The organism is Pontibacter locisalis (assembly GCF_042684605.1).
GTDB classification, from domain to species: Bacteria; Bacteroidota; Bacteroidia; order Cytophagales; family Hymenobacteraceae; genus Pontibacter; species Pontibacter locisalis.
The window spans coordinates 296,593-320,577 of record NZ_JBHULU010000015.1 but is presented as its reverse complement, the minus strand read 5'-3'; the positions used below and the strand labels follow the sequence as shown (position 1 = coordinate 320,577).

Genomic DNA, 23,985 nt, shown 5'->3' with positions numbered 1-23,985 from the left:
TCGCCCTCAGGGATGTCCGTAGGTAATAAAAGTACAACAATTATATTAAATTTGAATTCCATAAATGGAAAATAACCTATGAGACTACTAGAACAACTCTGCAAAATACATGCCCCTTCAGGAAATGAGAAAAACCTTTCTGAGTTTCTGCTAAACTATATAGAAGAGCATAAAGTTCAGTGGAAAACGCAACCAGTCGTATTATCCGGTGAAGGTTTTCAGGATTGTATTTTGCTGGTATTCGGAGAGCCACGAGCGGCCATTTTTGCACACATGGACTCCATTGGTTTTACAGTGCGGTATGGCAAACAACTGGTAAAGATTGGAGGTCCTGTGGCTGAGAAAGGATTTAAGCTGGTAGGAGAGGATGCGAAGGGGAAGATAGAATGCACGCTTAAGTATGATGAGGAGGAAGGTGAGTTGCTGTATGATTTTGAGCGTGAAATAGATCGAGGCACTGAACTGGTTTTTAAATGTGATTTCCGGGAAACAGAAGAAACGGTTCAAAGTTGCTACATGGATAACCGCCTGGGAGTATGGAGCGCCTTAAAAGTGGCCGAGACGCTGGAGAACGGTATAATTGCTTTTAGTTGCTGGGAAGAGCACGGAGGTGGTTCGGTGGCTTATCTTTGCAAGTATATCTATGAAAACTATGGTGTAAAGCAGGCCATTGTGTCTGATATTACCTGGGTAACAGAGGGAGTGCATGCAGGGAAAGGAGTTGTGGTATCTATGCGGGATAGCCTGATTCCAAGGCGCTCCTACGTAGAGAAGATATTATCTATTGCAAAGGAGTCTGGTATACCTTACCAGATAGAGGTAGAAGGAGCAGGAGGAAGTGATGCGAAGGAACTACAGCGAAGCGCTTATCCCTGGGACTGGTGTTTTGTAGGTGCTCCGGAAGATAATGTGCATACTCCTGATGAGATTGTGCACAAAAAGGATATCCAGAGCATGGTTGATCTGTATCGGGTGCTGATGGAAAAACTCTAGCAACAAATAAAGTTTAAAGTTTCAAGGCTGGTTCTGAAAAGGGCCAGCCTTTCTTTTGCTCGGTAAGGCTGAAAACGGTACAGGAAGGGGTATTGGAGGTGTTTACACAGGCAAACCTTCAACTTATTAATAAATAGAGAAATACCGGCTAAATGATAATAACTGAAAGGCTGCCTAACATTTGGAAAAGTCTAAGGAAACTTCTTTCTTTAATAGCTATATTCGAATATTATCTAACCTTAATCAAACTGAATGGAACCTATTCTTTACGCAATTCCTGCATTTGGACTGGCGGCCTTAATCTACACCTGGATAAGGTCAGCTTGGGTAACGAAGCAGCCAGCAGGCAACGAGCGCATGAGCAGCATTGCACGCCATATCGCCGATGGTGCCATGGCTTTTTTGAAAGCGGAGTATAAAGTGCTGGCTTACTTTGTGGTTATCGCCTCCATTTTCCTCGCCTATTTAGGTATAACGGGCGAGAAATCTCATCCGCTGATTGTAGGTGCCTTTATTGTAGGTGCCGTTTTATCTTCTTTGGCGGGCTTTATGGGTATGCGTATTGCTACCAAGGCAAACGTTCGTACAGCAGAGGCCGCGCGCACAAGTCTTTCGAAGGCATTGAATGTGTCATTTGCAGGTGGATCTGTGATGGGTATGGGGGTGGCGGGCCTGGCAGTTCTTGGCCTTGGCTCCCTCTTTATTCTTTTCTATTACATTTTCGTGCAGGCAACGGGTGCTTCCGCCAATAGCGTAGAAATGGAAATCGCCCTCGAAGTACTAACAGGTTTCTCGCTGGGCGCTGAAAGTATTGCCCTTTTTGCCCGTGTGGGTGGAGGTATTTATACGAAAGCAGCCGACGTTGGTGCTGACTTAGTGGGTAAGGTAGAAGCTGGTATTCCTGAAGACGATCCTCGTAACCCTGCTACTATTGCCGACAACGTAGGTGATAACGTAGGTGACGTGGCTGGTATGGGTGCCGACTTATTTGGTTCTTATGTGGCCACAATTCTGGCTACGATGGTATTAGGACGTGAGGTATTTGCAGAAGATAACTTCGGTGGGCTTTCTCCTATCATCCTTCCCATGCTTATTGCTGGTCTGGGTATCGTCTTTTCTCTGATCGGCATGCTTTTCGTGCGGGTAAGCGAGGGAGGAGATGTACAAGCAGCGCTTAACCGCGGTAACTGGATATCTGTTGTCCTTACTGCTGTTGCTGGATATTTTGTTATTCAGTGGCTTCTTCCAGAGAACCTGGTGCTCCGTAACTTCGAATTCACTAATGATGGCGTGTTCGGCGCTGTGATAGTGGGTTTAGTTGTTGGTGCCTTGATGAGTATCATAACCGAGTATTACACGGCAATGGGTAAAAAGCCGGTAAATTCTATTGTACAGCAGTCTTCTACAGGTCATGCAACAAATATTATTGCTGGTTTGGCTGTGGGTATGCATTCTACCGTAATGCCGATCATCGTACTTGCGGCAGGTATTGTTCTGTCTTATACTGCTGCTGGTTTATATGGTGTGGCAATAGCTGCAGCTGGTATGATGGCAACAACTGCCATGCAGTTAGCCATTGACGCCTTCGGCCCGATCGCTGATAACGCGGGTGGTATTGCCGAGATGAGTGAACTGCCGAAGGAAGTGCGTGAGCGTACGGATATATTAGATGCGGTAGGTAACACAACTGCTGCAACAGGTAAAGGATTTGCAATTGCCTCTGCTGCTCTTACTTCCCTTGCACTTTTTGCGGCATTTGTTGGCATAGCTGGCATTCCGAGCATAGATCTTTATAAGGCTCCTGTTCTGGCAGGCTTATTTATTGGTGCTATGATTCCATTTGTATTCTCTGCCCTTGCAATTGCTGCGGTAGGTAGAGCGGCTATGGCCATGGTACATGAGGTGCGTCGTCAGTTCCGCGAGATTCCAGGTATTATGGAAGGAACGGGTCAGCCAGAGTATGAGAAGTGTGTGGCTATCTCTACAAAAGCAGCCATTCGTGAAATGATGCTTCCGGGAGCCATAGCTCTTATAGTGCCACTAATCATTGGGTTTGGCTTTAAAGGTGTATTCGCAGATACCTCATCTGCTGAAATGCTTGGTGGAGTGTTGGCAGGTGTGACTGTGTCTGGCGTATTGATGGCAATGTTCCAGTCTAACGCTGGCGGTGCCTGGGACAATGCTAAAAAATCCTTCGAAAAGGGTGTGGAGATAAATGGCAAGATAGAGTATAAAGGTTCTGAGCCACATAAAGCTTCTGTAACCGGAGATACAGTAGGTGATCCGTTTAAAGATACATCAGGTCCTTCAATGAACATCCTGATTAAGCTGATGTCGATTGTGTCGCTGGTAATTGCACCACACATTGCTTTAGAGCGTGAACCAGCCATTCCGGAGCCGCCGCTCGAAATAGGGCAAAAGAACATGCATGAACGGCACCTAACGCCTGAGACTGCAAATACAGAAATAGACAAGCAGAATACAGTGGTGTTACGACACGTAACCCTGCAGAATTAGAAAAAACCTCTTAAAAATGCATAAGCCCAGCCATCGTGTTGGGCTTATTTTTTATTTTATACTTACCTTTGTCTGGATATCAATCATTTTCCCCATGCATCCACGTACTATTCAACTGCACGACTGTGAGTTTAGCTCCTACATTTTTGAGGAAGAGATAATTGCACGCATTAACATGTTGGCAGAGCAGATTGATAGGGACTATGCGCATAAAAAGCCATTGTTCCTGGCGGTTTTGAATGGATCCTTCATGTTTGCATCTGATCTTCTGAAGCGTGTAAATATCCCCTGTGAAGTGTCTTTCATCAGGCTTTCATCTTACCAGGATATGAAGAGCACCGGTAATGTAAGAGAGGTGCTGGGGCTTACGGAGGATATTCATAGCAGACATGTAGTTGTGCTGGAGGATATCGTTGATACTGGTCATACCGTGCATGGGCTCCTGGAGCAGCTAAAATCTAAAAGCCCGGCATCAGTTGAGGTGGCTACGCTGCTGCTGAAGCCTGATTGTCTGCAGCACCCTTTGGATGTGAAGTATGTGGCCCGTTCAATACCAAATGACTTTGTGGTAGGCTACGGATTAGATTATAATGGCTTGGGGCGCAACTTAAGAGACATATATAAGATTGTGTCGTAACCCAAGATGGTGGTAGCTCCGTTAGCAGGCCTTTGAGAGGGATGAACTCCTGGAGTGACTGCCAACCAAAAAAGTAGAAAGTACATCATAATTATAGTTACATTTGCCTTTTATTTAGCTAGAAGATATGCTCAACATCGTTTTGTTTGGTCCTCCAGGTGCCGGAAAGGGTACCCAGAGTCAAAAACTTATAGATAAATACAACCTTATTCACCTTTCTACAGGTGATCTGTTGCGCTCTGAGATTGCAACTGGGACAAAACTAGGTCTTGAAGCTAAAAAGCTGATGGATAACGGTATCCTGGTGCCAGATGAGGTAGTAATCGGAATGATAGAAAATAAAGTGAAGGAGCACAGACATGCTGCCGGCTTTATATTTGATGGGTTTCCGCGTACTGTACCACAGGCACAGGGGCTGGACAAGCTGCTTCATGAGAATGGAACAGAGATTTCCTGCATGATCGCACTGCGTGTGGATGATGAGGAGCTGACAAAACGCCTTCTGCTTCGTGGCGAAACATCCGGGCGTCCTGATGATCAGAACGAGGAGCTGATCCGCAGACGTGTGATGGAATACAATACAAAGACCCGCCCGGTAGCTGATTATTATGCTGGTCAGGGTAAATTCTGTGCTGTAGAAGGAATTGGAGAAATAGAAGACATTTTTAATGCGCTTTGTCAGCAGATAGATACGCTGAAAGAGAAACAAAACGCAAAAAAATAAGCATACTTACGCTAACCTGATTTGGCTCAAAGCAACTTTATAGACTACGTTAAAATATGCTCACGATCTGGGCATGGTGGCGGAGGTTCCGCTCACCTGCATCGTGATAAACTAACGGCTAAAGGTGGTCCCGACGGGGGCGACGGTGGCCGTGGTGGGCATGTTATTTTAAAAGGCAATTCTCAACTATGGACCCTGCTGCACTTGCAGTATCGCAAGCATATTATTGCGGAAAATGGTCATAACGGTGGGCCAAATCATTCTTCCGGAGCGCAAGGTAAAGATGAAATTCTGGAAGTGCCTTTGGGTACAATCGCCAGAAACGCTGAAACCGGTGAATTCATGTGCGAGATCACTGAAGACGGACAGGAGATCATTTTAACTCCTGGAGGACGAGGAGGTTTGGGGAATGCTCATTTTAAATCGCCTACAAACCAAACACCCCGCTATGCACAGCCAGGTGAACCTGGTGTAGATGAGTGGGTTATTCTCGAACTAAAACTATTAGCTGATGTTGGTCTGGTTGGTTTCCCTAATGCAGGCAAGTCAACATTGCTTTCTGTTGTTTCAGCTGCCAAGCCAAAAATTGCTAACTACGCCTTTACTACATTAGAGCCTAACCTGGGAGTTGTAGCTTACCGTGACTATAAGTCTTTTGTAATGGCTGATATTCCGGGAATCATAGAGGGAGCTTCGGAAGGAAAAGGTTTAGGTTTACGTTTCCTGCGCCACATCGAGCGGAACTCCATACTCCTGTTCATGGTTTCCTGTGAGAGCGCTGCTGATATTTCGGAAGAGTATAATGTGCTTTTAAACGAGCTAAAGACTTATAACCCGGAGTTGTTGGATAAGAAGCGCCTATTAGCCGTAACCAAGTCTGACATGTTGGATGAGGAGCTGGAAGAGGAGATGCGAAAGACACTGCCGGAGGGTTTACCCACCGTATTCATCTCAAGTATTACCGGGAAAAATATTACTAAACTGAAAGATATGATTTGGGAAGCGCTAAACAGTTAAGTACAACCCATTGAAATAAATTGCGAATCGGTAGAGGTTGAAAAGCTTTCTACCGATTTTTTTTGAGGGATTGTTTAATAAAACAAATGTCAACTTGGCACGAAAGCCGGTTTGGCAAGTTAATTGACAAGACAAAGTAGACTTATCAACCTAACTTTTTTAAGGCATTATGTCAGATAAAGATATTAAGAAAGAACAGGATAACGAAGAACTGCAGGAGAACACTGCCAATACTGAGGCAGACGGGCAGGAGCAGGACCTGGATCAGGAAGAGGAAACAGAAACTACTGATGGCGCGCCGGAAATTAGCGCTGCCGCAGAGTTAGCAGAAATGAAGGATAAATACGTTCGCCTGATGGCTGAGTTTGAGAACTTCAGACGCAGAACTGCTAAAGAGCGGATAGATCTTTCTAAAACAGCTACCCAGGATTTAATGGGTGATCTGCTACCTGTTCTGGACGATATGGAGCGTGCCCGCCAGTCAATGGAAGCAACCAGGGATGTGGACGCTATGTTGCAAGGTCTGGAGCTAGTGTTTCATAAGCTAAAGCATGTAACGCAACAGAAAGGGTTGAAACCCATGGATATTCATGCCGGCGATGACTTTGATGCCGATATGCATGAGGCTGTTACACAAATACCTGCTCCATCAAAAGAACTTAAAGGTAAAATTGTAGATGTGATTGAGAAGGGATACACCTTAAATGAGAAGGTAATCCGGTTTGCAAAAGTTATAATAGGAGCGTAAGTAATGGCTAAGAGAGATTATTATGAGATTTTAGGAGTAAGCAAAAGTGCGAGTCAGGAGGAGATAAAGAAGGCTTACCGTAAAATAGCCATTAAATATCATCCTGATAAAAATCCTGATGACCCTACGGCTGAAGATAAATTCAAAGAAGCTGCAGAGGCTTACGAAGTACTAAGCGACCAGCAGAAACGCCAGCGTTACGACCAGTTCGGTCACCAGGGTGTGAACGGCGGCTTTGGCGGCGGTGGCATGAACATGGAAGATATTTTCTCCCAGTTCGGTGATATTTTTGGCGGCGGGAGCCCGTTTGAGAGTTTCTTCGGAGGTGGCCGCTCTGGCGGTGGCGGACGTCGTGCCCGCAAAGGATCAAACCTGCGTATTAAGTTAAAGCTAAACCTGGAAGAGGTAGCGAATGGCGTAGAGAAGAAGATTAAAGTTAAAAGATATGTAGCATGTAGTACATGTGGCGGTAACGGTGCCAAGAATGGTACTGAAATGCAAACATGTGGTACGTGTCAGGGGTCTGGTCAGGTTCGTAAAGTGGTAAACACTATGCTGGGCCAGATGGTATCAACAGCTACTTGCCCTACCTGTAACGGCGAAGGCCGTATCGTTACGAGTAACTGTGAAACTTGCCACGGAAGCGGAAGAGAGCTGCAGGAAGAAGTTATTACTATAAATGTGCCTGCTGGCGTAATGGATGGTATGCAGCTGTCTATGAGTGGCAAAGGTAATGTGCCTGAACGGGGTGGTGTACCTGGTGACCTGTTGATTCAGATAGAGGAGGAGCCGCACCCAACTTTGAAGCGCGATGGCAATAACGTGATCTTCGATCAGTATATCAGCTTTGTAGATGCTGCCCTTGGTGCTGAAATAGAAGTGCCTACGATTACAGGTAAAGTAAAGATTAATATCAAGCCTGGGACGCAGAGTGGTGAGATATTCAGATTGCGCGGTAAGGGTATTCAGGATATAAACGGTTATGGCAAAGGAGACCAGTTGATACATGTAAATGTGTGGACGCCTAAAACATTAAGCGCTGATGAGCGTGCACTGCTGGAAGGCTTGCGTGAATCAAGAAATTTTGCGCCGCATCCGGGTAAAAATGAGAAAGGCTTTTTTGAGAAAGTAAAGGATTATTTTCAATAACAGAAGCACGAGCGTAAACCAAAAGAGCTGTTTTTCACGTGAAAAGCAGCTCTTTTGGTTTACGCTCTGTTTTTTATCAGCTATACTTGCTTATTGGTCTGCCGTATGCTTTGCTTAGTCGATAAAGTATATGCTGTACCTAATATATACTTGTCATATCTCAGGAATAAGACTATTTTTGATTAAATCAAAAGCTAGAAACGTTGAGCATTCTTAAAATTGATGGCGTTACAAAGCGCTATAGTAGTCACACCGCACTCGACAACGTGAGCTTCGAGATCCCGGCAGGCTGTATATTTGGCCTGTTAGGTCCAAACGGTGCTGGTAAAACTTCTCTGATTCGTATAATAACGCAGATAACAGGGGCTGACAGCGGGGAAATATACTTCAAAGGAGAGCGACTTAAGCCAGCGCATATCAAAGAAATTGGCTACTTGCCTGAGGAGCGTGGCCTTTACAAGAAAATGAAGGTTGGAGAGCAGCTTTTATACCTGGCGCAACTTAAAGGGCTAAGTAAATACGAAGCCAAAGCCAGAATAAAGGAGTGGGTAGACAGGTTTGAGATACGGGAGTGGCTAGGTAAAAATATAGAAGACCTCTCTAAGGGAATGCAGCAGAAGGTGCAGTTTATTGCCACAGTAATGCACGAGCCGGCTCTTATTATTCTTGATGAACCTTTCTCTGGATTTGATCCTATCAATGCCAACCTGATAAAGGATGAGATTTTAAGGTTACGGGACCGGGGTGCAACTATAATCTTCTCAACCCATCGGATGGAGTCAGTGGAGGAGCTATGTGATTTTATTGCCTTGATCAACCGCTCCCGAAAAGTGCTTGATGGCCCGGTACAGGAAATAAAAGACACCTATAAAACAAATACCTATCAAATCATAGGGTATGGTCAGCTCCTGATAACGTCTCCCGATTTTGAAGTTCTGGAGCAACATGATAATCATGGGATATTTAGGGCCGATGTAAGGCTTCTGAATGATACCACTCCCAATGACTTGTTGCGGTACCTGATCCAAAGAGTGGAAGTGCATTCGTTTGTGGAGTTGGTGCCAAGTATAAATGAGATTTTCATCCGTAAAGTAAAGGAGACTCACCATGCATAAGATATGGTTAATTGTACAGCGTGAATACCTTACCCGTGTAAGAAAGAAAAGCTTTATCATCATGACCCTGCTAACTCCCTTGCTGTTAGCTGCCTTTATGGTGATACCTGCCTGGTTGGTCACGATCTCCGATAGTGGTGAAACCGTGATGGTGCTGGACGAAACCGGCTTATTTGAAGATAAGCTGGAAGACAAAAAGGACCTGAAATTTCTCCCTCTGGCTGGTTCGCTGGAACAGGCAAAAACAGTGTACAGGGAAACAGATAATACCGCTCTGCTTTACATTCCAAATGATTTCAGTATAGCTGATCCGAAGGGGATAAAAATATACTCCAGGAAGAACACCAGCCTTCAGACACAGGTACGGTTGGAGAATGCTTTGGAAAAGGAGATTGAGAACCAACGCTTTGTTGCCTCCGGCATGGATCGGGCTACTTTGGAGAGGATGAAGGCAAATATCTCCCTGACCGCCATCAATTTAAGTGATGAAGGGGAGAAAGATAACAATGCTATTGTTACTTCAGCTGCAGGTGTAGTAGGTGCCGTTATCATCTACTTTTTCATCTTTATGTATGGTGTGCAGATCATGCGTGGCGTAATAGAGGAGAAAACCAGTCGAATTATTGAGGTCGTGATTTCTTCGGTGAAACCTTTCCAGTTGATGATGGGCAAAGTTATTGGTATAGCTGCTGTTGGTTTAACTCAATTTCTGCTCTGGGTAGTACTTTCGATGGTTGTGGTAACAGGAGTACAGGCAGCCTTTGGTGTTAAAGCAGCGCCTACACCAATGGAGCAACTTGCCTCAGGGCGCGCTGCTGCTACCGGTGAAGAGGTAGAAGATGAGGAGGCTGTAGCGCAGGAGAATGGTGCAGCAGAAGTTGTTGGTAAAAGTTTAAATGCTCTTTCTAATCTGAATATTCCTTTGATCATTGGCTGTTTCCTGTTTTATTTCTTAGGGGGGTACCTATTATATGGGTCACTGTTTGGAGCCATTGGAGCTGCCGTGGACAATGAGACAGACACTCAACAGTTCATGTTCCCGATCACGATTCCGCTGATCATATCCTTTATTATGTCTTACACACTGGTTCTGAAGAACCCAGATGGCCCGGTTGCTTTTTGGATGTCGATCATACCTCTTACCTCACCTATTGTAATGATGGTCCGTGTTCCATTTGGCGTGCCTGCATGGGAACTGCTGCTTTCAATGGCATTGCTGGTGCTGGGCTTTATCTTTACAACCTGGATCGCCAGCCGAATTTATAGAATTGGTATCCTGATGTACGGAAAAAAAATCAACTACAAAGAATTATCAAAGTGGTTGTTCTATAGAGTATAACCAACAATTTTTAAGTAAAAAGCCGGTCCTGCAAAGAGCCGGCTTTTTTGTATCTTAGGGTATAAAAGCCATTTTATGAGAAGAGACATTGATCTAATTCGAAAAATTCTGTTAGAGGTTGAGATGCAAGATACTTTAAGTGAAAACTTAAGTTTGGAAATTGAAGGGGCTTCTAAAAAAGAAATTTCTTACCATGTAAAGCTTTTAGCTCAAGCAGGATATCTTGAGGCTAATAATAATTCTACAAGAGACTCTCCGGATGAATGGAACCCTATCTGTTTGACATGGCAAGGGCATGAATTTCTAGATGCTGCAAGAGATAATACTATTTGGAATAAAACTAAAGTTAGGATTGGTGAAAAGTTACCTTCAATTACTTTCGATGTTTTAAAGTCAATGCTTATTGTTACTTTGAAGCAACAATTTGGACTAGAAATTTAATGAGAAACAGAAGATTCAACCTCATATGTTTGTTCATGCTATTATTTGTAGTAGCCATGGCCCAGGAAAAAGATAAACCCGCCTATCGTCTCTTTACAAAAGAAGGTAAAAGCATTAGCTACAGTAAAATGCTGAAGGAGCTACAGAAGGCAGAGGTGGTGCTGTTTGGTGAACAACATAATGACCCTATTGCCCATTGGCTACAATTGGAGTTGGCAAAAGACCTGTACCAGGAGCACAAGAATGATTTTGTGTTAGGAGCAGAAATGTTTGAGTCAGATGTACAGTTGGTTCTTAATGAATATTTAGCAAACCAGGCGCCGGAGAGTAATTTTGAACAGGAGTCCAGGCCATGGCATAATTATAAAACTGACTACAAGCCAGTAGTGCGCTTTGCGAAAGAGAATAACATTCCTTTTATAGCCACTAACGTGCCTCGGCGATATGCTGCTATGGTATCAGGAGGTAGTTTGAAAGCACTTGAAGGAGTTTCCGAAGAGGCAAAGAAATACATAGCACCCCTTCCTATACAAGTGGACATGAACCTGCCGGGTTATCAGAACATGTTAGCCATGTTTGGGAACAGTACACATGGAAATACTAAGAGCCAGAATATTGTACAGGCACAGGCGCTGAAAGATGCTACCATGGCGCACTTCATTCTTCAGCCGGTGAAGACTGGAAAACATGTGCTGCACCTGAACGGAGCGTACCATTCTGATAACTTTGAGGGTATAGGTTGGTACCTAAAGCAAGGGAATCCGAAGATCAAGGCGCAGACTATCACTACTGTATTACAGGAGGATTTAGAAAAGCTTTCAGAGGAGCACAAAAATAAAGCAGACTTCATACTCGTTGTACCTGCAAGTATGACAAGAACATACTAATTTCCCTAAAACAGCAAAGCCCGGCTCATGAGCCGGGCTTTGCTTATCTAAAGAGAAAGAAGGTTTCGGTTTAAGCTGAGAATGAGCTGCCGCAGCCGCAAGTACTGCTGGCTTGTGGGTTGTTAAAAGTAAATCCACGAGCATTTAGACCGTCCTGGAAATCAACCTGCATGCCTAAAACATACATTGCATGCTTCTTGTCCATAATCAGGTCAACGCCTTCCAGGTGGAAGATCTCATCAGAATCTTTTGGCTTGTCAAAGCCAAGCAAATAAGACATACCAGAACATCCGCCGCCTTGCACGCCAACGCGCAGACCATATTCAGTAGGTACATTCTTTTCTTGCATTATATTTTTAACCTCAGCTAAAGCTCTTTCAGTTAGAGTGATAGGTGCAGTTTTAGTTTCTGTTGCCATAGTAAATCCTGTTCATTATTTGTAGCCACAAACTTACACAATTATCAGTAAAGATGCTTGTAGCTATTCGTCTTACCATTTAAACAGGTTAAACGTTAAAATGATTCATGTGTAATAGATTAATTTTTTACGATATTTAGGCTTTCATCATAGCATAGAAATGGAAGGAACAGCCCTTTTTGTCATAGAACTTTTTAAAATAACCCTGCCTGCGCTAATCGTGGCAGGAGCGATGTACTATCTTATAAAGCAGCATTATGAGCGTGACTACAAGATGCGCTTATTAGAGCTAAGAAAAAAGAATTCGGATGTAGTGTTACCCATTAGACTACAGGCTTACGAGCGTGTAGTGCTGCTGCTTGAGCGAATAACACCAAGTAACTTACTAGTACGCGTAAGCGCTTCGGGCCAGACAGCTGCGGAATTTCACAGAGTACTACTCGCTGAAATCAGAAGTGAGTTTAGCCATAATATGTCGCAGCAGGTGTACATGACAGAGCAAGCCTGGCAACAGGTAAGGCATGCACGTGAAGAGGTCGTAAACCTTATCAACAGAACCTACCAAAGACTCCCTGAAAATGCGAAGGCTACCGAGTTGGCAAAACAAATTCTGGAAAATATTATCAACTCAGAAACTGACCCAACAGCCCGTGCTATAAGCTTTGTAAAGCAGGAGATAGCACAGGTATTCTAAAGCCTAGTAAAGGATTCTGAACTTGATGGTATGCGGCACCTGCTTCAGGTCGCTTATCACCTGTTTGTCATATGCCTTGTCAATATCAGTAATAACATAACCCACCTGCTCATTCGTTTTTAGATATTGCCCCAGTATGTTTACCTGGTTCTTAGCAAGCGCATTGTTAATGTTTGCAAGAACACCTGGTACATTCTGGTGAATATGAATTAGGCGATGTGCTTCTTTCTGCGCCGGAAGTTGAATGTTCGGGAAGTTTACGCTTTGATAGGTATTCCCTGTATTCATGTATTCCATTATACGGTTTGGAACAAAGTGCGCAATGTTTTCTTGTGCTTCTGTGGTGCTACCTCCAATGTGAGGGGTGAGAATGACATTGGGTAAGCCTCGTAGCTCACTTACAAATGGTTCCTCATTATTAGCTGGCTCATAAGGGAAAACATCTACTGCCGCACCTCCGATTTTGCCAGACTTAAGAGACTCTACCAACGCTGGAATTTCTACAACGTGTCCACGGCTCAAGTTCAGGAACAAAGCTCCGTCTTTCATGGTGTCAAACTCAGCTTTGCCAAACATATCCTTATTACTGGCCCTGCCGTCCACATGTAGTGTAACCACATCAGCTACCTCTAGCAGTTGCTGTAAGGTATCGCATTTTCGGGCGTTGCCTAACTGTAGTTTCTCCACTACATCATAATAGTACACTTGCATGCCCATGGCCTCGGCAAGTACAGAAAGCTGTGCACCGATGTTGCCATACCCTACAATTCCTAATTTCTTATCCCGGACCTCTACACTGCCACTTGCAGATTTATCCCAACTGCCCTGATGCATTTTGGTACTCTTGTCAAATATTTTTCTGGAGAGCATTATTATCTCGCCAAGGGCTAGCTCCACCACACTACGGGTGTTGCTGAAGGGCGCATTAAAGACAGTGATACCTGCTTTCAGACTTGCGTCTAGGTCTACTTGATTAATGCCAATACAGAAGGCGCCTATACTCATCAGGCGATTCGCGCATTCCAGCACTTTTGCTGTTACCTGTGTTTTAGATCGGATGCCAAGTACAGAAACATCTTTTATGCGCTCGCAAAGCTCCTCCTCGCTTAAGGCACCTGGTAATATTTCGATCTGGTAACCTTCTTTCCGGAAGAGCTCCGTAGCTTTAGCGTGTATGTTTTCCAGTAGCAGTACCTTAATGCGGTTTTTAGGATAGGAGATAGCCATTGGTAACTTGTTATGATACAGAAACTCATCAAGGCTGGGAGCTATGTATTCTGCTTTCTCAACTACTTTATCGCGGGTTACATTTTCGGTAAAGGCATAAAACCTGTTAGCCATACCTGCTTCTTTTATTTCATAATCTGTGTAGCCATCCCCAAGCACATACACATCGCCCTGCAGTCCTAGCTTATCCAGAAGCTTTATCTTACCCTTATCCTGACATAATACATTCTCCTCATCATATCCAATGATATTGCCCTGCTCATCAAACCGGAATGTATTGGCAAATACATTCTCCTCCTTAATGCCATAAGCTGTCACGATAGGTACTATAAATTCTTTAAACCCGCTTGAGACAATGAGAATTTGATCGGCAAACTCGTTGAAGAAACCTTTGTTCCGTTTAATAGAGTGAGAAACCTTCTCTTCAAGAATCTTGACAAGCTGCTGTAAATGGTTTTTGTTCGCATGGAGCAGTTTCAGACGCTTTGTAAGGCCTTCTGCAAAGGAACTACTACCATCCATGGCGCTGTTTGTCAGGTCCTTTATCTCCTGCAAAACCTGCTCTTTATTCTCATCCTGGCTCAGAGAAATCTCCCCAAGTTCATCCAGCGCCTCCACCTGCGTAAAGGTACTATCGAAATCAAGTATGAAATATTTATCTTTATTCATAGCAACAGCATCTAAGTTCAGGGTATACTCTAAAAGTGACCTAAGTATCTAAATATACAACATAAAAAAATCCGGCTACAGGGTAAGTAGCCGGATTTAATTGATCTAAGTGCTATGCAAAGGTTAAGTTACAATAGCGCTAACTGCTCATCTATTATCTTTTTATAGAAGCTTTCATACTTAGGTACAATCTTTTCAATATCAAAATCTTTGGCTCGTGCCAACGCATTGGCTTTAAAGCGGGGAAGATTTTCATCATCAAGCACAAACAAAGCATTCTGCACCATCTCGTCCACGGCACCAACAGGGCTGGTAAAGCCTGTAACACCATCTATATTAAGTTCAGGAATACCGCCTGCATTCGTAGAGATGACCGGCACCTCACAGGACATTGCCTCCAATGCTGCCAACCCAAAACTTTCTTTTTCGGAAGGCATCAAAAACAAATCTGCAATAGAAAGCACTTCCTCTACAGCATCTAGCTTACCCAGGAAGCGAACATCGTTGCAGATCTGTAACTCTCTGCAGAACTTTTCCATTTTAGGGCGATCTGGTCCGTCACCTACTAAGAGCAGCTTGCTCGGCATCTTCTGGCGCACCTGCGCAAATATCCGTATCACATCCTCCACGCGCTTCACAGATCTGAAGTTAGAAGTATGTACCAGCAGTTTTTCATTGTTCGGACTGATGGCCATCCGGAAGTGATCTTTTTTCTGCCGGGTGAACTTTTCAAGATTGATAAAGTTGGGAATAACCTCAATATCCTTTTCGATCTGAAAGTACTCATAGGTTTCAGCACGCAAACTGTCAGACACGGCGGTAACACCATCAGACTGATTGATGCTGAAGGTTACTACAGGCTCAAAAGAAGCATCTTTTCCAACTAGTGTGATGTCTGTGCCATGTAGCGTAGTTATAACTGGTATATTGATGCCTTTAGTACGGAGGATTTGTTTTGCCATATAAGCCGCTGAAGCATGCGGAATAGCATAGTGTACATGTAAAACATCCAGTTTCTCAAATCTAGCAATATCTACCATTTTGCTGGCGAGTGCCAATTCATAAGGCGGATACTGAAAGAGCGGATAAGTAGGAATATAAACCTCGTGATAAAATAGGTTTTCACTGAACAGGTCGAGGCGTGCAGGTTGGCTATAGGTTATGAAGTGAACCTTATGCCCTTTGATTGCGAGGGCTTTACCTAGCTCAGTTGCTACCACACCGCTACCACCGAAGGTAGGATAACAAACTATACCGATTCTCATAGTTCTGAATGCTGCGTAAATAACAAGTGCAGCCAAATGATTGGCTGCACCTGCTAAACTACACAATATCTTTTATGTTTTAGGAATTATCGCTTTATAAATCACATCATGTATTCGTGTACGGATGTTATACTTTACCAGCTTATTATTGCCGCCATCAGGATAAACCCTGTTAGACAGGAAGATATAAATCAGGTTGTTTTCAGGATCTACCCACGCTCCTGTTCCGGTAAAACCAGTGTGGCCAAAAGTACTGGCAGGTGCCATGCTTGAAGTAGGGCCACCACCATCCGTTTCAGGCTTATCCCAGCCAAGCCCACGGCGGTTGCCTTTAAATTGCTTTCTGGAAAATTCCGTCACTACATCAGTAGTAAAAAAGTCATGCCCGCCATACTTGCCATTCTGTAAGTTCATCTGTAACAGAACGGCTAAATCGTTCGCATTAGAAAACAAACCAGCATGACCTGCCACACCACCCAGCATTGCGGCTCCCTGATCGTGTACGCTACCCCAAAGCAGGTTGTGGCGGAAGTACTTGTCATCCTCAGTTGGAGCTATTGCTTTCTGTGAGTGCTTTAGCAGGGGCTTATAGGTCATTGTGCTTAGCCCAAGGGGCGCATAGAAGTTCTGGTCCATAAACTCATCCAGCGGCTGATTCAGTAGCCTCTCCGCCACACGCTTCAGTACATAGAAATCTAGGTCGCTGTACTTATAGTCATACCCCCTACCGTCTTTTCTCGGTGGCAGTAACCTGGATTTTACTGTCCAGGTCCATAAGGAGTCTTCTATGCTTTTGATAGAGTAAAACCCAGGTACAACTTCATTCGGGTACTTATCAGTTTGGCTGCTGGCATAAAATAATTTCTTTGTTTCTACAGACTTCAGCGTATTCTGCCATGCTGGTATTCCGGCTAATAAGCCTGCCTGGTGAGTGAGTACATCACGCACTATAATGTTCTCTTTGTTAGAGCCTTTGAGCTCAGGTAAGTAAGCGGATACTTTTGCATCAAGGTTTAGCTTACCCTGATCTTTCAGGAACATGATAGCCTGAAGGGTAGCTGCCACCTTGGTAATGGAGGCAATATCGTAAACGGTGCTGCTCGTTACAGGCTGCTTTTTGTCATAGGTGTAGTGGCCGTAAGATTTGTTGAAGACTACAGTACCATCTTTCACCACCATTACCTGAGCTCCTGGTGTTGCCGCATAAGCAATCGCTTCGCGGGCAACATTATCAATCTGCTCAAGTACTGTTGAACTCATGCCAACACTTTCAGGTACGCCATACTTAAGCCTGCCCAGGGTTTCTGTTGTAACTCCAGCGCCAGCTTTTAACTTAGCAGAGGCAGTAACTGGTAGCTTACCCTTTGCGGCTCTCGCGCCAAAAAGCACCTGCGGTACCAGAGACTGTGCAACAGGATGATCCTCGAAGCCGCAAACCAGTGTGTTACTATTCTCGAAGAACTTAAGGCTATAGGCGTTGCCCATTACAACTACCACCACCTTTTTCTTGGTGTGCTCCTGCAGATACTTGATAAAGGCCCTGGTGCCTACTCCAATGCCAAAGTCTTTTGCCGGCGTCAGGTTCATGTTGTGTATACTTACTACCACTACATCACTATCCTTTATCTTAGGTATTATTCTTTGGAAAGCAGTATCGGCTGCAAACCTATCTGAAATGGCGAATTTTTTAACAGGGGAATAATAGCCGAGCGTTTCCTGAAACTTGTTAAATTCAGTCACACCTACTGCTACAGAGGCTATGTTTAAGGTATCCAAGTTGCGGAAAGGAAGTAGCTTGTCCTTATTCTGCACCACTGTTACAGCATGGTCATACAATTGTTCCTGCACAACGTTGCTTAGTGGCCTGTCTATCTCTTCCTGCAGGTTTGCCAGTTCAACAGGCTTTGGGTTGTTTAACCCGGCCCAGTACTTCGCGTGCAGTATTTTCCGAACATGAAGGTCTACCTCATCCTGTGTTATTTTGCCGGCTGTAACAGCGGCTTTTATTTTGCTTATGGCTGTAGGTACATCTTCAGGGAAAAGGAGAACATCGTTACCAGCCATCAACGCTTTAAGATCCACTTCACCCGGCTTATAGTACTTACTCACGCCCTTCATGTTCAGGGCATCCGTAAACACAAGGCCTTTGTACTTCATTTTTTCTTTTAAAAGCCCGGTAACAAGGGGTTTTGAGAGGGTAGTGGCTAAGTTCTTAGTGCTGTCTATGCTTGGCAGGTACAGGTGGGCCACCATTACGCCCATTACACCAGCCTCAAATGATTTGTGGAAAGGATAAAGCTCTACCTCTGTCAGGCGCTTCATGTTATGAGGTATTACAGGTAAAGAGTGGTGTGAATCAACGTTTGTGTCGCCATGACCAGGGAAGTGCTTGGCGACGGCCATAATGCCATGATCCTGTAAACCTCTGATGTAAGCCACACCCCGGCGAGCAACCTCCTCTTTAGATTCACCAAAGGAGCGACTGCCAATCACTGGGTTAGCTGCATTAACATTAACATCCAATACAGGAGAGAAGCTCACATTTACGCCAAGGCGCTTCATTTTAAGTGCTATTTCCCTACCCATCAGGTAAGTATACTTCTCTTCATGCATGGCACCAAGGGTCATCTGGCGGGCAAAATGCATGCTGCTGTCCAGGCGCATGCCAAGTCCCCATTCGGCATCCATGGCAATCAGCATCGGAACCTTTGCCTGTCTCTGAAAACGGTTGGTGAGTTTTGCCTGGCGAACAGGCCCGCCTTGCATAAACATTACCCCACCAATACCATAGCGGCTCACAAGGGTGTCAATTTCGCGGAAGTGCTTTTCTGTTTTGCCGGAGTAAGCGGCTACCATAAAAAGCTGGCCAATACGCTGTTCAGGAGTAAGAGTGGTCATCACACTGTCAACCCAGGTTTGTTCTTTCACATTCACAACAAGCTGCTCCGATGACTTTAATGACATCAACGGCCCCATCCCGAGAAAGATAAGAATCAACAACCCCAAGCTAAAACTCTTCAACATCCTGTACTAGTGTATATATAATTGGAACAAGTAAAAATTAAGCCTAATTTTGCAATAGGCGGCTCGTAAAACAGACCAAATTCTGAGGTGATGCCTTAAGCCGTCAGCTGATCGTAGAGAAGGTAAGTAAGCCTATATGCCAGCCTTGAGCTAGTGTGGCACCCATTAATAGCAGCTCTGTATATATGTTAACGCCACTATCCTCCTCTTAGATACATGCTGCTATTGCTTTTTAAAGAAAACCGGCAAAAGAGATAATTAGTTATTTCACCAGCCTCTTTAATGTATCGGTCTGTAAATTAATAATAAATTTACTTCTGAATAAGTTCTATTTTCACAATTTAGTGAATGCAAAAATTTGGCCGGGAATATATAACCGGCTGATTTTAAAATAAATTTACATATAAAAATATTTAAGGTTCTACAAAGCGGATGCCCGATATAATACATTTACTGCCTGATTTTCTGGCCAACCAGATTGCTGCCGGTGAAGTAGTGCAACGTCCTGCTTCGGTTGTAAAAGAACTTTTGGAGAATGCCGTTGATGCTCAGGCAAATAGTATTCAACTAATAATAAAAGAGGCGGGGAAACAGATGGTGCAGGTAGTTGATAACGGCATTGGTATGTCGGAGACGGATGCCCGCATGTGTTTTGAACGCCATGCAACTTCTAAGATAAGCACTACCGATGATCTTTTCAGAATCCGGACAATGGGCTTCAGAGGTGAGGCAATGGCCTCCATTGGTGCTGTAGCCCAGGTAGAGCTTAAAACAAGGCCCAAAGGAGCAGAAGCTGGCTCAAGGCTATTGGTTGAGGGTTCAGTAGTTGTGCTACAGGAGCCAGCTGCAGTACCAGAAGGAACATCAATCGCTGTTAAAAACCTGTTTTACAACGTCCCTGCCCGTCGAAACTTCCTAAAAACGAATGCTGTGGAAATGCGTCACATTCTGGATGAGTTTCAGCGTGTGGCTTTGGCCTATCCGGAAGTTGCGTTCACGCTCCACCACAACGATACAGAAGTATTTAACTTACCGTCTGCAAAGCTTAGCCAGCGAATAGTAAGTATCTTCAATAGTAATTATAAGGAGCAGATGGCTTACTGTGAAGAAGACACTGGCTTTTTAGTAGTAAAAGGATATGTTGGCAAACCTGAGCACGCAAAGAAAACGCGTGGGGAGCAGTTCTTCTTTGTAAACAATCGCTTTGTAAAGAGTGGTTATCTCAATCACGCTGTAATGACGGCTTTCGAGGGGCTCCTGCCAAAGGATAATCATCCTTTTTATGTGCTGTTTATCGAAATAGATCCAGAGAAGATAGATATTAATGTGCATCCTACAAAAACAGAGATAAAGTTTGAGGATGAAAAAACAGTGTATGCTATTGTGCATGCGGCTGTTAAAAAGGCTTTGGGTACTTATAACATCGCTCCATCATTAGATTTTGAAGGAGATGTTAATTTCGCGCCGTTGCAGCCCATTCGGGTGCAGGGTGGTTTTAACGAATTTGATACAGAAAGGAAACCATTGAGCGGTGGTAGTACAGCTTTCCCCGGTTTTACCCCCCCAGCGTCTACAAGAAGGGCTACTTCAAAAGGGTGGGAGCAGTTGTATGAACCTATGCCTCAACAGGAAGAGCAATTTACCTCAGCTTCTTCCGGAATGGGCTTATTAGATGAAGCGTTTACTTCTGATTCAATAGCGACGGCCTCATCAAACAAAGCAATACAGATACACCAAAAATACCTTTTAGTGCAGGTGAAGTCTGGTATGATGATCATTGATCAGCAGGCGGCGCAGGAGCGGATTCTATATGAGAAGTATATAAACTCGCTTCAAAAGAAAACAGGGGCCTCTCAGGTGTTGCTCTTCCCACAAACAGTCGACTTTTCTCCGGCAGATGCTGTGCTTGTGAAAGAGCTTTCAGCTGAGTTCAAAGACATGGGTTTCCAGTTCGAAGACTTCGGGGGCAACACCATTATTCTGAACGGTATACCTGCCGATGTGCACGCTGCCAATGAAAAGGAGCTTCTGGAAGAGTTGGTGGAGCAGTACAAAAACAATTCGGCTACTTTAAAGCTTGATAAAAGAGAGAACCTTGCCCGTGCCATGGCAAAGCGGCTTTCCTCTAGATCACTTTCGCGGATGTCGGACCTGGAAATGAATTCTCTCGTAGATAAACTCTTTGCCTGCCAGGTTCCAAACTATACTCCCGGCGGACAGAAGACTTTAGTGATTATGGAGCTTAGCCAACTGCACGAGCTTTTCTTAAAAAGTAGTTGATTCCCTGAATAGGGTTATCAGGATTTTTCAAGTATTTTAACCAACAGCAATAGATAAGAGTACCAGCCTTGAGTAACCGTAGCGCTGGACCTGTACTTAAAAACAGAGATAAAGCATGTTCAATATAACCCCCATGGTCAGGAATCTCCTGATCATCAATGTGGTCGTATTTATACTTCAGGACAGGCTGTTCCCTACCGGGCAGTTTGCCTTGTATCATTTTGGGTCTGAGTATTTTCAGCCAGTCCAGCTCTTTACGCACATGTTCCTGCATGGTGGTTGGGGCCATTTGTTCAGCAACATGTTCAGTTTGTTCATCTTTGGGCCGCTGCTGGAACGCTTTTGGGGAGCTAACCGCTTTCTGGTGTTTTACCTGATTTGCGGCCTTGGGGCCAGCCTGCTGTACTCTGGAGTGCGCGCCTATGAGTTGAACGAACTGCAAGAGGAAACAGCTATTTACATGGAAAGTCCTAGCCCGATTGCTTTCAACAACTACATGAGTGAACATGTTGGTGAAGGGTATCTGAGGCAATTTGCTAGGTCATATCAAAAAAATGATGATAACCCGCAGTACATAGAAACAAGTAAAGCTGAAGTAGCCAAAGTTTATGAAACGCTGTTCAATGTTCCCCTTGTGGGAGCCTCTGGTGCCGTTTTTGCGATTTTGATGGCCTTTGGTTTGTTGTTCCCTAACATGGAGCTGATGCTGCTGTTTTTTCCTTTTCCAATCAAGGCGAAATACTTTGTGTTGCTTTATGGAGCCTTCGAACTTTATTCAGGATTCAACCGGATGCCCGGCGATAACGTAGCACATTTTGCACACCTTGGCGGTATGCTGTTCGCGTATATACTTGTAAAGATGTGGCAACGCAGCGATTATCAGGATAATTTCTAAAAGTATAATGAGTATCATTGACGATATAAAGCACGCCTTCCGGCAGCCGAACAACACCCTTAAGCAGCTCATCCTGATCAATGTGATCGTGTTTGTGGTGCTTATTATTACCCGAACCATACTTTATTTAACCGGAGGTTCTAGCGCCTATAACGTGCTAATGCGCTATATAGCCCTTAATTCTGATCCTCTTATATTTATTACACGGCCCTGGACGCTGATCACCTACTTCTTCACGCATGAGGGCTTCCTGCATATTATTTTTAACATGCTCAATCTTTATTGGTTTGGCCAGTTGGTGAGGGAATACCTGGGAGAGAAAAAGCTCCTTAGCCTGTACATTCTGGGTGGCATTGCAGGTGGCGCTCTTTACATGCTCAGCTACAACTTTATACCTTTCTTTGCTGATCGTGCTGCTTTTTCCTTTATGATTGGTGCCTCTGCCAGTGTCTTAGCTATTGTTGTGGCTGCAGCTACACTCCTCCCCAACTATGCTTTTAACCTGATTCTCATTGGGCCTATCCGTATAAAATATATCGCAGCCTTTCTGGTGCTACTTTCTATTTCTGGAGCTATTGGTGATAACGCAGGTGGTAATATTGCGCACTTAGGTGGTGCCCTTATCGGCTGGCTCTTTATCAAGCAACTACAGCGTGGCAACGACATGGGGAGGCCGGTGCATGCTGTTCTGGATTTCTTTACAGGTTTGTTTAAGCGCAGGCCAAAGCTAAAGGTAACGCACCGTCGTCCAACTACCTCCACTACTAGCGCAAATCCCAGAGCTAGTTTCTCAGGCAGCAATAAGCCTAGTCAAAGTGAAATTGACCGTATCCTGGACAAGATATCGAGCTCAGGTTATGAGAGTTTATCAAAGGAAGAAAAGCAGAAGCTTTTTCAGGCAAGCCAGAAGGAGTAGAATAGAAAAAGTTAGGCTTGAATAAAACAAAAGCGGTGCTTCATTTCTGAAGCACCGCTTTTGTTTTATTCAATAAGTATCAACTTACTGATTAGGCTTTAGCAGCCATGTTATCTAAAGCGTCCATTACTTCTTTCACGTGCCCACGAGATGTCTCAAGCAGTTGCTTCTCGTCTTCGTTCAGCTGAAGTTCGATAATCTTCTCGATACCGTTCTTACCAAGGATAACCGGTACACCTAAGTATACGCCATCGATACCGTATTCACCTTCAAGCTTTACGCAAACAGGGAACACACGGCGCTGGTCGCGAACGATAGCTTCTACCATCTGAGCTGCCGCTGAACCTGGAGCATACCAGGCAGATGTGCCCATTAGTTTTACAAGCTCACCACCACCATTCTTGGTGCGATCTACAATAGCGTTCAGTTTATCTTCTTCGATCAGCTCAGTTACCGGAATGCCGCCTACTGTTGTATAACGAGGAAGTGGAACCATTGTATCACCGTGGCCACCCATTAATACAGCCTGGATGTCTTTCGGAGATACGTTAAGCGCCTCAGCCAGGAAAGCTCTGTAACGCGCTGTGTCCAGGATACCAGCCATACCCATTACTTTTGTGCGAGGAAGCTTAGAAGTAATGTGTGCAGCGTAAGTCATTACATCAAGTGGATTAGAAACCACGATGATGATAGCGTCTGGAGAGTGCTTTACAATGTTCTCTGTTACCGACTGAACAATCCCTGCGTTGGTAGAGATAAGGTCGTCACGGGTCATACCTGGCTTACGTGGTAAACCAGAAGTGATCACTACTACATCAGAACCAGCTGTTTTAGTGTAATCGTTTGTAACGCCAACTGTGCGCGTGTCATACAGGTTGATTGGCGCTTTTTGCCAGATATCAAGCGCTTTGCCCTCAGCAAAACCTTCTTTAATATCCACTAGTACTACTTCGTTCGCGATTTCGCGGTAAGCCAGCACATCGGCGCATGTTGCACCCACGTTACCTGCTCCAACTACAGTTACTTTCAT

20 protein-coding genes are annotated in these 23,985 nt (G+C 44.4%); 15 read left to right on the top strand and 5 right to left on the bottom strand.

All coding sequences use genetic code 11. From position 1 onward, the window contains the following. Positions 1 to 78 precede the first annotated feature (78 nt). The 11 genes from ACFSRY_RS11685 to ACFSRY_RS11635 all read left to right on the top strand — a co-directional run bounded on the left by ACFSRY_RS11685 (position 79) and on the right by ACFSRY_RS11635 (position 11,567). Positions 79 to 993, top strand: a complete 915-nt coding sequence (locus ACFSRY_RS11685; protein ID WP_377507314.1) for a M20/M25/M40 family metallo-hydrolase — start codon at positions 79 to 81, stop codon at positions 991 to 993. 252 nt (positions 994 to 1,245) lie between these two features. Continuing rightward, positions 1,246 to 3,510: a sodium-translocating pyrophosphatase gene (locus tag ACFSRY_RS11680; protein WP_377507311.1), complete on the top strand. Its 2,265-nt coding sequence runs from the start codon at positions 1,246 to 1,248 to the stop codon at positions 3,508 to 3,510. 16 nt (positions 3,511 to 3,526) lie between these two features. Further along, entirely contained in the window at positions 3,527 to 4,147 is a 621-nt protein-coding gene (gene hpt, locus ACFSRY_RS11675) for a hypoxanthine phosphoribosyltransferase (protein WP_377507308.1), read from the top strand. Positions 4,148 to 4,274: 127 nt separating this feature from the next. Continuing rightward, positions 4,275 to 4,871 carry an adenylate kinase gene (locus tag ACFSRY_RS11670; protein ID WP_377507305.1) on the top strand — a complete coding sequence of 199 codons (597 nt, stop codon included), beginning with the start codon at positions 4,275 to 4,277 and terminating at the stop codon, positions 4,869 to 4,871. 21 nt (positions 4,872 to 4,892) lie between these two features. Next, the gene (gene obgE / locus ACFSRY_RS11665) at positions 4,893 to 5,888 is read left to right on the top strand and encodes a GTPase ObgE (protein ID WP_377507302.1); all 996 of its coding nucleotides are present in this window, start codon (positions 4,893 to 4,895) and stop codon (positions 5,886 to 5,888) included. 169 nt (positions 5,889 to 6,057) lie between these two features. Beyond that, positions 6,058 to 6,636 carry a nucleotide exchange factor GrpE gene (locus ACFSRY_RS11660; protein WP_377507299.1) on the top strand — a complete coding sequence of 193 codons (579 nt, stop codon included), beginning with the start codon at positions 6,058 to 6,060 and terminating at the stop codon, positions 6,634 to 6,636. Between the two features lie 3 nt (positions 6,637 to 6,639). Next, complete coding sequence (gene dnaJ / locus ACFSRY_RS11655; RefSeq protein WP_377507296.1) at positions 6,640 to 7,785, top strand: molecular chaperone DnaJ; 1,146 nt, start codon at positions 6,640 to 6,642, stop codon at positions 7,783 to 7,785. Positions 7,786 to 7,988: 203 nt separating this feature from the next. Next, entirely contained in the window at positions 7,989 to 8,900 is a 912-nt protein-coding gene (locus ACFSRY_RS11650; RefSeq protein ID WP_377507293.1) for an ABC transporter ATP-binding protein, read from the top strand. After that, positions 8,893 to 10,239, top strand: coding sequence for an ABC transporter permease (locus tag ACFSRY_RS11645; protein ID WP_377507290.1), 1,347 nt, complete (start codon positions 8,893 to 8,895; stop codon positions 10,237 to 10,239). Before ACFSRY_RS11650 ends, ACFSRY_RS11645 begins: the two co-directional genes overlap by 8 nt. 75 nt (positions 10,240 to 10,314) lie before the next feature. Beyond that, positions 10,315 to 10,680 (top strand): DUF2513 domain-containing protein, encoded by a 366-nt coding sequence (locus tag ACFSRY_RS11640; protein ID WP_377507287.1) that lies wholly within the window; start codon positions 10,315 to 10,317, stop codon positions 10,678 to 10,680. Between the two features lie 35 nt (positions 10,681 to 10,715). Further along, the gene (locus tag ACFSRY_RS11635; RefSeq protein ID WP_377507284.1) at positions 10,716 to 11,567 is read left to right on the top strand and encodes a ChaN family lipoprotein; all 852 of its coding nucleotides are present in this window, start codon (positions 10,716 to 10,718) and stop codon (positions 11,565 to 11,567) included. A gap of 70 nt (positions 11,568 to 11,637) precedes the next feature. Here the strand turns inward: ACFSRY_RS11635 and ACFSRY_RS11630 are convergent, their stop codons facing one another. Next, the gene (locus ACFSRY_RS11630; protein ID WP_377507281.1) at positions 11,638 to 11,985 is read right to left on the bottom strand and encodes a HesB/IscA family protein; all 348 of its coding nucleotides are present in this window, start codon (positions 11,983 to 11,985) and stop codon (positions 11,638 to 11,640) included. A gap of 160 nt (positions 11,986 to 12,145) precedes the next feature. On the opposite strand from ACFSRY_RS11630, the gene ACFSRY_RS11625 reads away from it, so the two are divergent. Then, positions 12,146 to 12,679, top strand: coding sequence for a DUF7935 family protein (locus ACFSRY_RS11625; RefSeq protein ID WP_377507278.1), 534 nt, complete (start codon positions 12,146 to 12,148; stop codon positions 12,677 to 12,679). 3 nt (positions 12,680 to 12,682) lie between these two features. On the opposite strand, the gene serA is transcribed toward ACFSRY_RS11625, so the two are convergent. From serA to ACFSRY_RS11610, 3 genes are all read right to left on the bottom strand, one after another. After that, positions 12,683 to 14,575, bottom strand: coding sequence for a phosphoglycerate dehydrogenase (serA, locus tag ACFSRY_RS11620; protein WP_377507275.1), 1,893 nt, complete (start codon positions 14,573 to 14,575; stop codon positions 12,683 to 12,685). Positions 14,576 to 14,703: 128 nt separating this feature from the next. Next, positions 14,704 to 15,840, bottom strand: coding sequence for an N-acetyl-alpha-D-glucosaminyl L-malate synthase BshA (gene bshA / locus ACFSRY_RS11615; RefSeq protein ID WP_377507272.1), 1,137 nt, complete (start codon positions 15,838 to 15,840; stop codon positions 14,704 to 14,706). A 72-nt stretch (positions 15,841 to 15,912) separates the two neighbouring features. Continuing rightward, complete coding sequence (locus ACFSRY_RS11610; protein WP_377507269.1) at positions 15,913 to 18,837, bottom strand: glycoside hydrolase family 3 N-terminal domain-containing protein; 2,925 nt, start codon at positions 18,835 to 18,837, stop codon at positions 15,913 to 15,915. A gap of 459 nt (positions 18,838 to 19,296) precedes the next feature. On the opposite strand from ACFSRY_RS11610, the gene mutL reads away from it, so the two are divergent. The 3 genes from mutL to ACFSRY_RS11595 all read left to right on the top strand — a co-directional run bounded on the left by mutL (position 19,297) and on the right by ACFSRY_RS11595 (position 22,955). Next, entirely contained in the window at positions 19,297 to 21,144 is a 1,848-nt protein-coding gene (gene mutL / locus ACFSRY_RS11605) for a DNA mismatch repair endonuclease MutL (protein ID WP_377507266.1), read from the top strand. 115 nt (positions 21,145 to 21,259) lie between these two features. After that, a complete protein-coding gene (locus ACFSRY_RS11600; RefSeq protein WP_377507263.1) occupies positions 21,260 to 22,039 on the top strand; it encodes a rhomboid family intramembrane serine protease in 780 nt (259 codons plus the stop codon). Positions 22,040 to 22,046: 7 nt separating this feature from the next. Continuing rightward, a complete protein-coding gene (locus ACFSRY_RS11595) occupies positions 22,047 to 22,955 on the top strand; it encodes a rhomboid family intramembrane serine protease (RefSeq protein WP_377507260.1) in 909 nt (302 codons plus the stop codon). A 91-nt stretch (positions 22,956 to 23,046) separates the two neighbouring features. Here ACFSRY_RS11595 and mdh read toward each other — a convergent pair whose 3' ends face one another. Further along, positions 23,047 to 23,985 (bottom strand): malate dehydrogenase, encoded by a 939-nt coding sequence (mdh, locus tag ACFSRY_RS11590; RefSeq protein ID WP_377507257.1) that lies wholly within the window; start codon positions 23,983 to 23,985, stop codon positions 23,047 to 23,049.